This is a genomic window from Propionicimonas sp. T2.31MG-18 (genome assembly GCF_964266745.1).
GTDB lineage: Bacteria > Actinomycetota > Actinomycetes > Propionibacteriales > Propionibacteriaceae > Propionicimonas.
Genome location: NZ_CAXWGX010000026.1, coordinates 103,325 through 117,491, shown reverse-complemented (window position 1 = coordinate 117,491; position 14,167 = coordinate 103,325). Strand labels below are relative to the sequence as shown.

The 14,167-nt window shown below is 75.4% G+C and carries 13 protein-coding genes; 12 read left to right on the top strand and 1 reads right to left on the bottom strand.

Features of this window, described 5'->3' with window-relative positions:
- Positions 1-4: 4 nt before the first annotated feature.
- The 12 genes from ACFQQJ_RS11095 (at position 5) to ACFQQJ_RS11040 (ending at position 13,098) form a co-directional block, all read left to right on the top strand.
- Positions 5-613 carry an SAF domain-containing protein gene (locus ACFQQJ_RS11095; protein WP_377106475.1) on the top strand — a complete coding sequence of 203 codons (609 nt, stop codon included), beginning with the start codon at positions 5-7 and terminating at the stop codon, positions 611-613.
- Entirely contained in the window at positions 610-1,410 is an 801-nt protein-coding gene (locus ACFQQJ_RS11090) for a hypothetical protein (RefSeq protein WP_377106473.1), read from the top strand. Before ACFQQJ_RS11095 ends, ACFQQJ_RS11090 begins: the two co-directional genes overlap by 4 nt.
- Positions 1,411-1,415: 5 nt before the next feature.
- The gene (locus ACFQQJ_RS11085; protein ID WP_377106471.1) at positions 1,416-2,282 is read left to right on the top strand and encodes an A/G-specific adenine glycosylase; all 867 of its coding nucleotides are present in this window, start codon (positions 1,416-1,418) and stop codon (positions 2,280-2,282) included.
- A gap of 280 nt (positions 2,283-2,562) precedes the next feature.
- Complete coding sequence (locus tag ACFQQJ_RS11080; RefSeq protein WP_377107049.1) at positions 2,563-3,930, top strand: CpaF family protein; 1,368 nt, start codon at positions 2,563-2,565, stop codon at positions 3,928-3,930.
- The gene (locus ACFQQJ_RS11075; RefSeq protein WP_377106469.1) at positions 3,927-4,787 is read left to right on the top strand and encodes a type II secretion system F family protein; all 861 of its coding nucleotides are present in this window, start codon (positions 3,927-3,929) and stop codon (positions 4,785-4,787) included. The genes ACFQQJ_RS11080 and ACFQQJ_RS11075 overlap by 4 nt, the downstream gene beginning before the upstream one ends.
- Complete coding sequence (locus tag ACFQQJ_RS11070) at positions 4,784-5,662, top strand: hypothetical protein (protein ID WP_377106468.1); 879 nt, start codon at positions 4,784-4,786, stop codon at positions 5,660-5,662. The genes ACFQQJ_RS11075 and ACFQQJ_RS11070 overlap by 4 nt, the downstream gene beginning before the upstream one ends.
- 24 nt (positions 5,663-5,686) lie before the next feature.
- Positions 5,687-5,863 (top strand): hypothetical protein, encoded by a 177-nt coding sequence (locus ACFQQJ_RS11065; RefSeq protein WP_377106466.1) that lies wholly within the window; start codon positions 5,687-5,689, stop codon positions 5,861-5,863.
- Positions 5,860-6,219, top strand: coding sequence for a TadE/TadG family type IV pilus assembly protein (locus tag ACFQQJ_RS11060; protein WP_377106465.1), 360 nt, complete (start codon positions 5,860-5,862; stop codon positions 6,217-6,219). Before ACFQQJ_RS11065 ends, ACFQQJ_RS11060 begins: the two co-directional genes overlap by 4 nt.
- The gene (locus tag ACFQQJ_RS11055; protein WP_377106463.1) at positions 6,216-6,632 is read left to right on the top strand and encodes a TadE/TadG family type IV pilus assembly protein; all 417 of its coding nucleotides are present in this window, start codon (positions 6,216-6,218) and stop codon (positions 6,630-6,632) included. Before ACFQQJ_RS11060 ends, ACFQQJ_RS11055 begins: the two co-directional genes overlap by 4 nt.
- Entirely contained in the window at positions 6,629-9,508 is a 2,880-nt protein-coding gene (locus ACFQQJ_RS11050) for a LysM peptidoglycan-binding domain-containing protein (RefSeq protein WP_377106462.1), read from the top strand. The genes ACFQQJ_RS11055 and ACFQQJ_RS11050 overlap by 4 nt, the downstream gene beginning before the upstream one ends.
- Before the next feature lie 84 nt (positions 9,509-9,592).
- Positions 9,593-11,359, top strand: coding sequence for a PQQ-binding-like beta-propeller repeat protein (locus tag ACFQQJ_RS11045; RefSeq protein ID WP_377106460.1), 1,767 nt, complete (start codon positions 9,593-9,595; stop codon positions 11,357-11,359).
- The gene (locus ACFQQJ_RS11040) at positions 11,356-13,098 is read left to right on the top strand and encodes a hypothetical protein (protein WP_377106458.1); all 1,743 of its coding nucleotides are present in this window, start codon (positions 11,356-11,358) and stop codon (positions 13,096-13,098) included. Before ACFQQJ_RS11045 ends, ACFQQJ_RS11040 begins: the two co-directional genes overlap by 4 nt.
- On the opposite strand, the gene ACFQQJ_RS11035 is transcribed toward ACFQQJ_RS11040, so the two are convergent.
- On the bottom strand, positions 13,095-13,955 hold the full coding sequence (locus tag ACFQQJ_RS11035) for a glycerophosphodiester phosphodiesterase family protein (RefSeq protein WP_377106456.1): 861 nt from the start codon (positions 13,953-13,955) through the stop codon (positions 13,095-13,097). The two genes, ACFQQJ_RS11040 and ACFQQJ_RS11035, sit on opposite strands and share 4 nt — an antisense overlap.
- Positions 13,956-14,167: the final 212 nt, after the last annotated feature.

Genomic DNA, 14,167 nt, shown 5'->3' with positions numbered 1-14,167 from the left:
GGCCATGGCCGAGGGGAACAGCCCGCTGCGGGCTCGCCGGAACCTGCGCTGGATGGCCGTCGGGCTGCTGGCCGTCTGCCTCGGCGGTCTCGGCGCGGCGCTGCTCTACACCAACTTGAGCAACGCGCAGTCGGTGATCACCGTCACGCGCACCGTCTACCGCGACCAGGTGATCACGGCCGCCGACCTCGGGGTGACGTCCGTCGTCCCGGCGGCCGGGGTGGACGCGGTGCCCGCCGACCGCATCGACGAGGTCGTCGGACGCACCGCGCTGCTCGACCTGGCCGAGGGGAGCCTGCTCACCCCGCGTGGCTACGGCGAACCTGCGGTCGAAGCGGGCAGCGTCCGGCTCGGCCTTCGGCTGGCCGCCGGCCGGTTGCCGTCCGCGCCGATGCCGCCCGGTACGGAGGTGTTGCTGGTTCCCGTCGGACGCGACGGTGGAGAGCCGCCGCCCGGCGCCAGCGTGGTGGCCCGCATCGCCACGCCGGCCGGCGTGCTGCCTGACGGCGCATCCATCGTCGACGTCAGCGTCGCGGCCTCCGAGGCCGAGCGGGTGGCCCGCCTGGCGGCCAACGACCAGCTCGTCCTGGTGCGGCGGGCGGGCCGGCCGTGAGCGTCCTGCTGCTCGCCGGGGCGGGCCACGCGCCGGGGGTGACCGCGCTGGGGGTCGCCCTGGCGCTCACCTGGCCGGAGCCCGTCCTGCTCGTCGACGCCAACCGGATGCCCGACCAGTCGGTGCTGGCCGGGTACCTCCAGGGCACCGACCCGGCCGGACGGGGACTCGGCGGTCTCCTCCAGGCGCACCGGGAGCGGCGCCCGCTCGTGGATGGCCTGGACGCGCTCACGGTGCCGCTGGCCGAGGGCGGCCGAGACTTCCTCCCCGGCTTCTCCCACCCCGGGATGGTCGACCTGTTCGCGCCCGTGTGGCCCGAGTTCGGGCAGGCGCTGGAGGCCGCCGGACGGACGGTCCTCGTGGACGCCGGCCGCGTCGGCCCCGACGGGCTGCCGGCCGGACTGGTGGCGGTGTGCAGCGGCGTGCTGGTGGTGACCGGCAGCCGGCTGGTCGACCTCGCCGCGCTGCGCCTGTCGCTGCCGCAGGTGGTGGCGGCGGCCGGCGAGGAGCGGGTGGGGCTTGCGGTGGTCGGGCCCGGCCGGCCGTACGGGTCGGGTGAGATCGGGCACCGGTTCGGCGTCCCTGTGTGGGGGAAGCTCGCCTGGCAGCCGGTGGAGGCCGAGGTGTTCGCCGCGGGGGAGCCCGCGCCGCGACGGCTGATGTCGTCCGCGTACGTGGAGGACGTCCGGCGCCTCGGGGAGGTGCTGGCCGAGCGGGCGTCCGGCCGGCAGGGTCTGATCGGGACGCCGGGGGAGCCCCGCCGGTCGGCCGGGGCCGCGGGGACGCGCCTAGGCTGAGCGGCGTGCCGGACCTCGCCCCACCGCTGATCGCCTGGTACGCCGGGCACGCCCGGGACCTGCCGTGGCGGCGCCCCGGCTTCGGCGCGTGGGGCGTCCTGGTGAGCGAGTTCATGCTGCAGCAGACGCCGGTGAACCGGGTCGTCCCGCACCTGGAGGCCTGGCTGCGCCGCTGGCCGTCCCCGTCGGACCTGGCCGCGGAGCCGCCGTCGGAGGCCGTCCGCCAGTGGGCGAACCTCGGCTACCCGCGCCGGGCGCTGTGGCTCCACCGGGCCGCGGTCGAGCTGTGCGACCGGCACGGCGGCGCGGTGCCGCGGGAGGTCGACGCGCTCCTTGCCCTGTCCGGGGTCGGTGACTACACCGCCCGGGCGGTCGCGGTGTTCGCGTACGGGGAGCGGCACCCGGTGGTCGACACCAACACGCGCCGCGTCCTCGCCCGCGCGATCGGGGGACGCGCTCAGCCCGGACCTCCCGCTCGCGGCGACCTGGCGGTGATGGCTGCGGTCCTCCCCGAGGACGCCGCGGCCGCCGCGGTGATGAACGCGGCGACGATGGAGCTCGGCGCGGTGGTGTGCACCGCGCGGGCACCTCGGTGCGGCGGGTGCCCGGTGGCCGGGCTGTGCGCCTGGCGCCTCGCCGGCCATCCCGACACCGGGGACGGGCGCCGCCGGCAGGCGCGCTACGAGGGAAGTGACCGGCAGGCGCGCGGCGCGGTGCTGAAGCTGCTGCGCGAGGCTCCCGGGCAGGCGGTGGCTGTGGCCGGGCTGCTGGCCGACTGGCCGGACGCGGCCCAGCGGGAGCGGGCGATCGCGTCCCTGGTCGCCGACGGGCTCGCCGAACGCGCCGGGGACGGGTTGCAGCTGCCGGCGTGACGGAGGCCGGGAGCCGCCCCTGTGGGTAGCTGTACGAACCTGCGGGAGTTATCCACAGATCGCGACGAGACTCTGGGAACGCGGCGGGGGGTTCGCCTACGATCCCGGGAATCGCCGGCAGGCTCCTGGTCACCACCCCCGGTCCAGCGGCCGCGGCGTGAGGGGGTCGGCTGATGGCCGAGGTGCAGGCGGGTTCGGGGCGAGTCGTCGGGTGCCGGCGTCCGGGCGGTGGGGACGGGCGTGCGCGGGTGGCGTCGTGAAGCGCCTCGCCGACATCGACCTGCTGGCGGCTGACACCCGCTTCGAGACCGGTTTCACGCGCGAACGGCTGATCGAGGCCCGTCCGGACGAACCGGCGGTCGACTGGCAGCTCGTGGTCGCGCTCCGGCGCCGCGCCTCCGAGCGGATCACGGCGGCGATCGCCGAGCACGGCCGCCCGCTCGCCGAGGTGGACCGACGGCTGCTGGGGAGATCGATCGTCCGGACGGTCGTCCGCGACCACGCCGACACCCTCAGCACCAACGGCGAGGCGCTGTGGCCGATCACCGTCGAGCAGGCGTACGCGCTCGCGGTGGAGAACGCGATCTTCGGCTTCGGCCGGCTCCAGCCGCTCTTCGAGATCCCCGAGGCGGAGAACATCGAAATCCACGGCTGCGACTCGGTCGTCGTGCAGTTCGGGGACGGGCGCCGCGAGACCCGTCCGCCCGTGGCCGACAGCGACGCGGAGCTCGTGGAGGCCATCCGCTTCCTCGGCGAGACGGTCACCCCCGCACGTCCCTTCGACGACGCGCACCCGATGCTCACCCTCGCCCTCGGCGACCGGTTCCGCCTGCATGCCATCGGGTTCGGGCTGAGCTACCGGCCCAGCATCACCATCCGGCAGCACACGCTCACCGACATCGACCTGCGTCGTCTCGCCGCGGGCGGCATGATGCCCGAGGCGGTCGCGCGGTTCCTGCACGCGGCCGTGCTGGCGCGCAAGTCGATGGTGATCTCCGGCGATCAAGGGGCAGGGAAGACGACCCTTCTTCGCGCCCTCATCGCCGCGATCCCGCAGAACGAGCGGTTCGGCACCCTCGAGACCGATTATGAGCTGCTCACCCACCTGCAGCCGAACCGCAGGAACATGCTCGCGCTCCAGTCGCGGGTGGGCATGGGCGAGGTGCAGGACGGGCGGCGCGTGGGCGAGTTCACCGTCGCGGACCTCATCCCCGAGGCGCTGCGGCAGAACCTCTCCCGGCTGGTGGTGGGCGAGGTGCGCGGCAGTGAGGCCGGAGCGATGTTCGAGGCGATGACTGCGGGGGCCGGCACGCTGAGCACGACGCACTCCCACTCCGCGGGGTCGACGATCGACCGGCTCGCCTCGCGGGTGGCGCAGGGCGGTGTGCTCGGCATCGAGGAGGCCTACCGGCAGATCGCCCACCACATCGACCTGCTGATCCATGTACGCCTGGTGGACGACACCTGGCGCGGCGGCCTGCGTACGCGGGCCGTCGCCGAGATCCGGCAGCTCACCGGCGGCATCGAGAACGGACGCCCCGTGACCCACCTCGCCTACCGGAGCGGCGAGGCGGAGGACTGGTTCAGCCCCGACCCGGCGCTGCTCGCCGAACTCGCGCCTTTCGCCCACGCCTGGGATGCCGCATGACCGCCCTGCTCGCCACGGTGTGCGGGATGCTCGTGAGCGGAGGAATGGTCCTGCTGGTCGCCGGTGTCCACAGCCCGCCCACAGGTGCCCCGCCTTCGTCCACAAGGGTGTGGAAAAGTCTTGTGGACGGAAGGGGCGGACGGGCGGTCCGCCGCCGGTGGTGGCAGGTGCTCGCCGCCGTCCTCGCCGGGCTGGTGGCGGGAGCCGTCACAGGGTGGCCGCTGCTGGTCGTGCTGGTTCCGGTGGTCGCCTTCGGGATCCCGGTCGTCCTGTCCGCGCCGCCGAATCGCGACCTCGCCCTGCTGGAGGCACTCGACCGGTGGGTGCGCACGCTGGGCTCGCTGCTGCCCACCGGCCGCTCGATCACCGACGCCATCCGGGTCTCCGCGCGGCAGGCGCCCGCGCTGCTCGCGCCCCACCTGCGCGTGCTGAGCGTCCGCCTCGACGACCGGTGGACGATCGAGCAGGCGCTGTTCGCGCTGGCCGACGAGCTCGACAGCGCGGACGCGGACGCGGTGCTCGCCGCCCTGGCGCTGGCCGCCCGCCGTGGCGGGACCGGGGCGAGTGCCACCCTCACCGCGCTCGCCGACAACATCCAGGACCGCCTCCACGCCCTGCGCGAGATCGAGACCGAGCGTGCCAAGCCGAGGATCGTCGTACGGCAGGTGACGGTCATCACCGTCGTCGTGCTCGGCCTCGCTCTGGCCTTCGGCGGGTCGTTCTTCGCTCCGTACGCGACCGGGCTCGGGCAGGCGCTCCTGGCCGCCCTTGTCGCCGCCTACCTCGGCTCCCTGCTCCTCCTGCGCCGGCTCACGCTTCCGCGCCCGCGGCAGCGGATCCTCCGGAGGGCGGCATGAGTGCCCTGCTGCTCGCCACCCTCACCGGCGTCCTGCTCGGCTTCGGCGCCTGGGCGCTCGCCGGGACGCTCCTTCCGGCCCGTCCGAGACTGGCCGATGCCCTCGACCTGCTCGACGGCGCCCTCCTCGACGAGGAGGAGCCGGCGACCGGACGGGCGGAGAAGGTCGGCGCCTGGGTGCGGGCGCGCCTGCGGCGCCCCGTGCCCGCGGCCACCAGCCGGCGCCTGCGGATGGCGGGCCGCAGCGTCAACCGCCACTACGCGCACAAGGTCGTGGCCGCGCTGGTCGGACTGGTCGTTCCCGCCCTGCTGGGTGCCGTGCTCGCCGCCGTCGCCGGAACCGGTCTCGCTGTCCCGGCCTTCGCCGGGCTGCTGTGCGGCGTGCTCGGCTTCTTCCTGCCCGACCTGGTGCTCAGGGGGGCCGACCGCGAGCTCACCGAGGACGCCACCGAGTCGCTGCTGACCTACTTCGACCTGGTGACGCTGGAGCGGCTCGCCAACGCCTCCGGCAGCCAGGCGCTGCGGTCGGCCGCTGCCGTCAGCGACGTCACGGTGTTCGCCGTGATCAGGGACGCGCTGGAACGCGCGCGGCTGGAGCAGCGAGCCCCCTACCCCGAACTCCGTCGCCTCGGGGCGGAGCTGGAGCTGCCCGCGCTGGTCGACATCGCGGACGTCATGGCGCTCGACGACGCGGGTGCCTCCCTGTCGGGGGCGCTGCGGGCGCGCGTCCGGGAACTGCGGGACGCCCACCTCACCCAGGCGCGGATCGCTGCGTCCGCCGTCTCGGAGCGGATGGCCTTCTTCATGGTCATCCCCTCGCTGGTCTTCGGCATGTTCTTCCTCGTCCCGCCGGTGCTCCGGCTGGTCGGGGGCTGACCCATCCACCGTGAAGGAGAAGAGATGAGGTACTGGCACCTGCTCGTGGCGGCGCTGGTCGGCCCGCCGCCGCGGCGCGACGAACGCGGCCTGTCGCAGTCCACAGAGACCGCGATCCTGCTCGGCGGCGCGGTCGCCGTCGCGGCCATCGTGGTGGCTGCGGTCACCATCTACGTGAACGCCAAGCTGCCCCGGCCGTGAACCAGCGCGGGGTGGCCGAGTCCACCCAGTGGGCGATCCTGATGCCGACACTGCTGCTGCTCGTGCTGGGGCTGGTGCAGGTGGGCGTCTGGCTGTACTCGCGGACGGTCGCCGCGCAGGCGGCCGCAACGGTCGCCGACCTCCGGGCCACCGGCCCGGCGGCGGACGACGCCGCGAGGGAGGCGGGACGCCGCGTCGCCGTCGCCGGCGGGCTCCAGCAGGTGCAGGTCAGCGTGGACGCCGAGGGCGGCCACCTGGTGGTGACCGTGTCCGGTCGCGCCCCGCTGTTCCTCGACATCGGTCAGGGGGCGATCTCCGAGAGGGCCGTCCTGCCGCTGGAAGAGGTGACCCGGTGAACCAGCGGGGGTCGGCGGCGCTCGAGTTCGCGATGGTGGTACCCGTGCTCGTGCTGCTGTTCGGCCTCGTCGTCGGCGGCGCGCGGACGTGGCTGGCTCGCGGCGCGGTCGAGCAGGCCGCAGCGGCCGCCGCGCGCGGCGCGTCCCAGGCACGCACCCCTGCGGAGGCCGAGCGTGAGGCCCGCGACCTCGCCGCCGCCCAGTCGGCCGTCGGCGGGCTGCGCTGCGACCGCTGGATCGTCGACGTGGACGCCCGCGGGCTCACCTCGCCGGTGGGGACCCAGGCCTGGGTGACGGCCACGGTGTCGTGCACGGTCCCGCTGTCCGACGTGCTCGTGCCCGGCTGGCCGGGCGCGGTCGACGTCCGCGCGGAGGCGTCCGCCGTCGTGGACCGCTACCGGGGGCGGCCGTGATACGCCGGGCGCGCGCGCTCGGCGCCCTGCTCGTGCTCGCGCTCGGCCTGCTCGGGGCGCCGGTCGCGCTGGCGCTGTGGGGACGACTCCCCACCGACTGGGCCGTACTCGGCCGCCCGGACGACGGGGCGCTCCTCCTCGCGGCCCTGACCCTGCTCGGGTGGCTGGCCTGGCTGGCGTTCGCGGCGTCCACGGTGGCCGAGGTGGTCGGGCTGGTGGCCCGGCGACACGTCCGGATCCCGCTGCTGGGCCGGCTCCAGCAGGTGAGCGCCGGCCTGCTGCTCGCCGTCCTGGTGCTGGCACCGCGGGGCGTCGACGCGCCCGAGCCCCAGCCGTCCCTGCGCGCCGCTCCGCAGGCTCCTCCCGCCGTGCCCGGTCCGGATGCGCCGGCCGGGCCGGCGGTGACCGGTGGCTACCTCGTCGAGCCGGGCGACGACCTGTGGACGGTCAGCGAGCGCACCCTCGGGGACGGCGCGCGCTGGCGCGACCTGGTGGCCGCCAATCCCGACCTGCTGCGCGACCCGACGAGCCAGCTCACCCCCGGCACCCGGCTGGCGCTCCCGGCGGGAGCGCAGGACCGGGGCGCGCGCCCCCATCGGGTGACGGTCGAGCGCGGCGACACGCTGAGCGGCCTGGCCCTCGAACACCTCGGCGCCGCCGGACGTTGGCCGCGGATCGCGTCCGCCAACCCCGACCTCATCGACGACCCCGACCACATCGAGGTCGGCTGGAGACTCACCGTCCCCGAGCCCGTCCACCGCGCCGAGCCACGCCGCCACGAGCGGCAGCCGGAGCGGGAGGCGGATCCCCCCACCGGCGAGCCGACGGTGGGGGCGGAGGCGTCCGGGTCGCCGGCGCCCGGGCCCGGGCCCACCGGGACGGCTGCCGCCACCGCCGGCGCCACCCCCGGCATCGGGGCACCGACGTCGACCTCGACCGTCGCGGGCGGCAGCACCGCGGCGGCGACCGACGGCCCGGACGACGACGCCCCCGACGACGACACAGGGCAGCCGGGCCTGCCCCTGCTCGGGACGGTGGGCAGCCTGGCGGCCGCCGCCATCCTCGGCGCGGTCGAGGCCCGGCGTTTCCTCAGGCTGCGGGAGCGCCCGGTCGGGCGGCGGTTCCTGCCTGCGCCCGAGGCCGCCGTCCGCGTCCGCACGGCGCTGGGTGCGACGCAGCGGCCCGACCGGCTGTCGGTGCTGGACGCGGCGCTGCGCCGGATCGGGAAGCACTGCTTCGACCACCGGCTCCCCCTGCCCGAGCTGGCCAGAATCACCGTGTCGGACGTCCTCATCACGCTGGAGTGGGCACGCCCGGCGGACGAACCGCCGCCGGGCTTCGGGGGCGACCCGGCCCGCTGGACCGTCGACGTGGACGCCGCGCCCGACGGTGCCGACCACCCCTGCCCGTACCCGGCGGTGGTCAGCCTCGGCAGCACCGGGGACGGCGAACTGGTGCTGGTCGACGTGGAGCGTTCCCGGGTGCTCGGCGTCGCCGCGGACGACCCCGAGCTGCGGCGCTCCTCCCTCGCAGCGATGGCGGTGGAGCTCGCGTGCGCGCCGTGGGCGGCCGACGCGCGGCTGGTGATCCTCGGCCCCGACGCCGGACTGGTGCGCGCCGCGGGCGCGGAGCGCGTGCAGGAGGCCGCGAGCGTGGACGAGTTGCTGGACGGGGCGCGCACGCTGCTCGAGGCCCGCCGGTCGGCGCTCGGGTCCGAGCCGCTGTCGGTGCTGCGGCGTGATCCTGACCGGGCGGAGGCCGTGGCCCCGGTGGTCCTGTGCGTGCTGGGGGATGCCGCTCCCGACGTCGCCGCCCGCCTGGACGAACTGCTGGCCGGGCCCCCGGTCGGAGTGGCGGCCATCGTGCCGGCGTCCCCGGCCGCCGGCGCGGACTGGCAGGTGACGGGCGCGGTGGACGCCCCGCGCGGCCGGCTCCGGGGGGCCCCGGGCGCGCTGTTCGCGCACGCCATCCCCGAGGCGACCCGGGCCTCGGTGGCCGAGCTGTTCCGCGCGGCCGACGACCCGGCGACGACGCGCGCCCCCTGGTGGGGCGGGCCGGAGGTCGCGGGCGACGACAACGTGGTGGCCCTTCCCGCGCGCGTGCACCCAGGAGGTGAGGACGTGGACATCGTCGAAGTCGTGGCGGCCGTGGCACACCCGCAGGTGTTGCTGCTCGGGCCCACGGAACTGCGGGGCGCGACCGGCCCCGAGCCGGCCCGCTCCCGCCAGCAGCTGATCGAGCTGTGCGCGTGGCTGCTGGAGCACCCCGGCAGCACGGCCACGGCGATGGCGGCGGGCCTCGCGGTGGCGGAGGGCACCCGGCGGTCCAACCTGAGCCGGCTCCGCGCCTGGCTGGGTACCGCGCCGGACGGCTCGGCATACCTCCCGGACGCCTACTCCGGACGGGTGCTGCTGCATCCCGGGGTGACGTCGGACTGGCACCGGCTGCGCGTGCTGCTCTCCCCCGGCATCGACCGGGTGGGCGAGAGCACCCTCGTGGCCGCGCTGGACCTCGTCCGGGGCGCACCCCTGGCCGACGCCGCTCCCGGCCAGTGGCACTGGGCCGAGGAGCTGCGCACCGACCTGGCCTGCGCGCTGCGTGACGTGGGCGTCGTCCTCGCCGACCGCGCACTTGCGCGCGGCGACCTCGACCTGGCCCGGTGGGCCGCTTCCCGGGCCCTCGTCGCGGCTGCCGGCGACGAGCTGCTGATGTGTGCGCGGATCCGCACCGAGCACCGCGCGGGCAACGGCGCGGAGGTCGGGCGACTGGTCAACCAGGTCACCCGGCAGGCGCGGCTCCTCGGCGTCGACCTGCTGCCCGGGACCGTGCAGCTGTGCCAGGAGGTGATCGAGGGCCAGGTCCGGGCCCGGGCCTGACCGGGATCCGCACAACTGCGGGAGGTGACCGGCGCGGGCCACCGGGTCTCCCGCTCGTCCGGGCCCGCTCAGTAGGCTGCGCGCGTGGCCAGCCGCACCGCACCCCGCCGGGGGGCTGCGCCTGCGGTCTGGACGGGTGTCCTCGTCGTCGCCCTGCTCGCGTCCACCGCCGTGCTCGGCCGTCCCACCACCTATCCGCAGGACGGCGCGGCCGCCTGGCTGCCGCCCGACGGTACCCGGCAGCGGTACGCCAGCGCCACCGGCACCTTCGCCAGCGAGTGGGCTCTCGACCAGGCGCCCCCGCTGCTCGGCTCGGGCCCGACCGCGTTCTACAGCTGGCTCGGCCAGACCGGCGTCGACTGGCAGACCGCGGCGCTGGCCCGGTTGTCGACGGTGTTCGAGTCGCCGTCGGGCGAGCCGCTCGGACGCGAGGACGACCTGTACAGCGTCGCCCCCGACGGGCTCCGCGCCGAAGCGGAGGTGGTCTCCGACGGCACCACCCGCATCTACCTGCCCGGACGCCTGGACGTGCCGGGAGCCCTCGCCGCCGGCGCCACCTGGACGTCCTCCGGAGTCGTCGTCGAGACCACGCCGGCCGGCGAACAGCGCCTCGACTACCGCTCCGAGTACTCCGCGCTCCGCCCTGCCGACACCTCCCTCATCCCGCGGGGCTGCGTGGTCGTCGCGATGCGCCACGCCGTGGGGGACCGGCCGGTGGTGGACAGCGAGGTGACGTGGTGCCGCGGCGCGGGCATCGCGTCCTTCCAGGGCCCGGCCGGCCGCTGGGCGCCGGCCACCCCCGCCTCGCCGTCCGTCGCGACCGACGACCCGGGTTTCGACTGGGCCCGCGCCGAGCAGCTCACCTTCACCCCGCTCACCGTCAACCAGGTGGGTGCGGCGAATGTGCTGCTCAGCCCACTGAGCGCGCCCGGCGTGCTGCCCGACGGCCGGCTGGTGTTCAACAACCACGTCACCAGCCACGACGTGCTGGCCCTCGACACAGCCGTCGACCCGCCGCCGGCGGCCTGGCGCGGCCGTCCGGGCGGACGCACCACCGCCACCGCCACGTTCGGGGGCGTCACCGTCGCGGCCGGCACCGGCCGCCGGCTGGTGGCCTACGGCCCGGCCGGGCAGTGGCTGTGGGACCAGCCGCTCGGCGACCTCGCCGTGGTCACCCCGGCCCGGCTCGGCGGGCTGGTCGTCGTGCCGACGCTCGACGGGCAGGTGACGGCCTTCGACCTCGCCACGGGCGAGAAGCGGTGGAGCTCCACCGCTTCCGCGGAGGTCCGGGTGCCGCCGGTGGTCACCGGCGACCGCGTCCTGGTGGCCGACCAGGCGGGCCAGCTGAGCTGCCTGGACGCCACCGGCGCCGAGCTGTGGACGGCCGACACCGGCCTGGTGGAGCACCTCGGCGTCTGGGCGGGCACCGGCGGACGCCCGTCCGTCGTGGTGGTGCCGGAGGGCGGCGGCTCCCACGTGCGCGGGCTCTCGCTGGAGGACGGCAGCCGGCTGTGGCGCGTGCGTGAGGACGCGGACGCCGACGACGTCGTGGCCCTCGGTGACGTCGTGGCCCTGCGCGACGACGCGCAGACGCTGGCCCTCGACCCGCTCACCGGGGCCCGGCGCTGGAGGTGGGCGGGGGCCCGCACCTACGCCGGCACCGGGGGCGGGGGACGCGTGCTGATGCTCACCGCCGCCGGGCTGGTGCTGCTCGACGCCGACGGTGGCGTGGTGAAGGAGTGGTCGCTGTCGGTGGGCGACCCGACCCGGTCCACCCCGTACCTCGTTGCCTCACAGCAGCGGCTCGTCGTCTACGGGGCCGCGGGCCTCCAGGTGGGGGTGCTGCCGTGAAGGCGGTGCTCGCAGAACTGCTCGCCGCCGGGCGCGACGTCTTCCGGATCACCTTCGTCGAGCCGGTCAGCGAGGGCCGCCCCCGCCCGTCAGCGTGGCCGAAGGGGCTGCGCGAGGTCGGCCTGGCCACCACGATCCTGTTCGGCCTGCTGGCGCTGGCGATCCTGTTCGCTGTGCCGCTGCGCCGCCTCGGCGAGCTGACCCTGTCGGCCGACGCGGCCACCAGCCTGCCGTCGCTGGCCGTCCCGCTGCTCTTCGCCGCAACGCTGCTGACGTTCATCCTGACCAGCACCGCCGCGCTGCACACCTCGTGGTGGATGCGGACCGGCCTGCTGCTGCTCGGGGGGTCCGTCGTCGTGTTCTTCTCGATCCGGTCGCTGCTGGACCTCCGGGTGCTGGCGGTCACCGTGACGGCCTTCCTCGCCCTGGTGGTGTTCACCCTCGTCCGTGCCCGGTTCGCCTACGCGTGGTGGGAGCTCCTCGTGGTCTCCGCCCTGGTGCTGCTCGCCACGCTCGGGCCGTGGATCATCGCACCCGGGGGTGACTGGGGCATGGACACCCGCCCGGCGATCCTCCAGGGCGCCCTGGCCACGCTCCAGCCGCTGATCCTGCCGGCGATGATGGTGGCCGGCTCCGCGCCGGCGCAGATCGTCGTCACCGGTGCGCAGGCGACGGCCTCGCGCCCGGTCGGGACCCGGCTCTTCGTCGCCGGCTTCGGGCTCACCGTGGTGTGGCTGGCCGTCGCCACCTGGGGGGGAATCGGCTCGGACGCGCTGTCCGCGCAGGCCTTCGGCGGCGCGGTGATGGCACTGGGGGCGGCCGCGGCGCTCACGGCGCTGCTGCTGGGCCGGGCCCGGGTCGCGACGCCGCCACAGCCGCGGCACTACCCGCAGGTGTGGGGCGCCTGGCTCTACCCGCTGGCCGTGGCCATGTCGCTGACCGTGGTGGTCACCTTCCCCCTGATCGTGGTGCAGGCGGTCAGCGCGACCGTCGGGGTTCCCGGCGTCTCCTCGGCCGCGGACGCGGTGCTGAACGTGTTCCTGGACAACAACCCGGGGGTGGTGCTTCGGGGCGTGCTCGGCGTGATCATGCTGGTCGTCGCCTGGCGGCTGGCCGCGCGCTCCCGGCTGGCCGAGGCGGTCGCGCTGGGCGCGTTCTCCGTCCTGGTGCTGATGGACCTCGTCGGGATGGTTCCGGGCATGCGCTGGCTCCAGGACCGCAGCACCGACGCCCTGGGGTTGATCGCCGCCTCCGTCGCCCTCGTGGCGGCGCTGGTGGCGCTGGCCCGCAAGGAGTTCGACCGTCGGACCGCCGTCGGCGTGATGACGGTGGTGCTGCTCGCCGTGCTCTACCCGCACCGCGCCCTGATCTCCGAGCCCCTCACTGCGGCGCTGGCCTTCAGTGGGCCGGTGGTGCTGGTGTTCGGGCTGGCCTGGCGCGTGGCCACCGAGGCGAACGTGACGGCGGACTCGTCGCCCCGCTACCCGCAGTCGACGCGCGTGCTGCTGTTCCTCGCCAACACCCTGTTCGCGGCCACGGGACTGGCGTTCGTCACGCTGACCCGCGGCCTGGGCACCGACCTCGACCCGACACCGTGGGGCGTGCTCGGCGACTCCACGCTGGGTGACCCGCTCTACCTGACCGGGCTGGTCTCCGGGCTGTGGCTGGTGCTGCGCCCCGAACGGGTGCTCCCCGCGCCCGCCGGGTCCGTCGCGCCCGCGGCGCCCGCGGCGTCCTAGCCGGTCGCGACGCGGCGTCCGCCGGTGGGCAGCCAGGCGTCCCGGTAGTCGCGGACGATGGCCGGCCAGTCGGTCTGGATCGCGTCCACCCCGAGCGCGAGCACCGGGCCGTACGCCTCCTCGGGGGAGGACGCGACGGCCAGCTCGTCGTCGAGGCCGCCGAACAGCGGGATGCCGGTGGTCAGCGTGACGGTGTTCACGAACACGAAGACGCCCAGGGCGTGGAACTCCTCCACCACCGACGCGGAGAACCACGGGTGCTGGCGGGTGTTGGTGATCAGCTCGACCCCCACGGTGTTCAGCTTCGGGTCGTTCACCACCTTGTAGACGTCGTCGGGGGTCGCGCAGATCGGCACGAACGGGAACTTCACGTCGAACTGGCGCAGCCGCTGCAGCGCCGCGTCCTCCCAGGCCGGGCACTTCAGCAGCAGCTGGTGGGCCATGTACAGCCCGTCCAGCGCCTTCAGCAGGTTCGGCCAGCGCCACCACGAGCGGTCGATGTTGAACAGCGCCCGGGTGTCGGCGAACCCCTTCAGCAGGGGGAGCAGGTGCTCCACGCGCGCCGTCCGTCCCGGGCGGTCCATCCACAGGTAGGAGAGCTTGTCGATCTCGGCGGCGCTCAGCGTCTGGAGGTTGGTGTCGATGCCGAGCGACTCGGCCTCGTAGCCGTCGTGGAAGCAGTAGAACTCGCCGTCCGCGGACGCGGTCACGTCCAGCTCCACCATCGCCGCGCCCTGCAGGAGGGCCGCCCGGACGGCGAGCGCGGTGTTCACCGCGACGCTGCCGCCACCACTGCCGCGATGGGCGACGACCACCACCCGCTCGGACTCGAAGACGTCGTTGATCAGGGCGTTCATCGCCGCGAATCGAGGCTGGCCGAACATCACACCTCCGCGAGCATCCGCACCGACCTCGTCGTCGGCACAGTTTTGATCGTACCCACGACGGCGTCCGGGTACGCCGGAACGGCGATGATGCCGCGCGCCCCGTGGGAGGATGTTCGGTGGTTCGACCCGACGACGAAGTGAGGCGGGCTTGCCCGCGTTCACCGACGAGGAAGGGTGGCGCG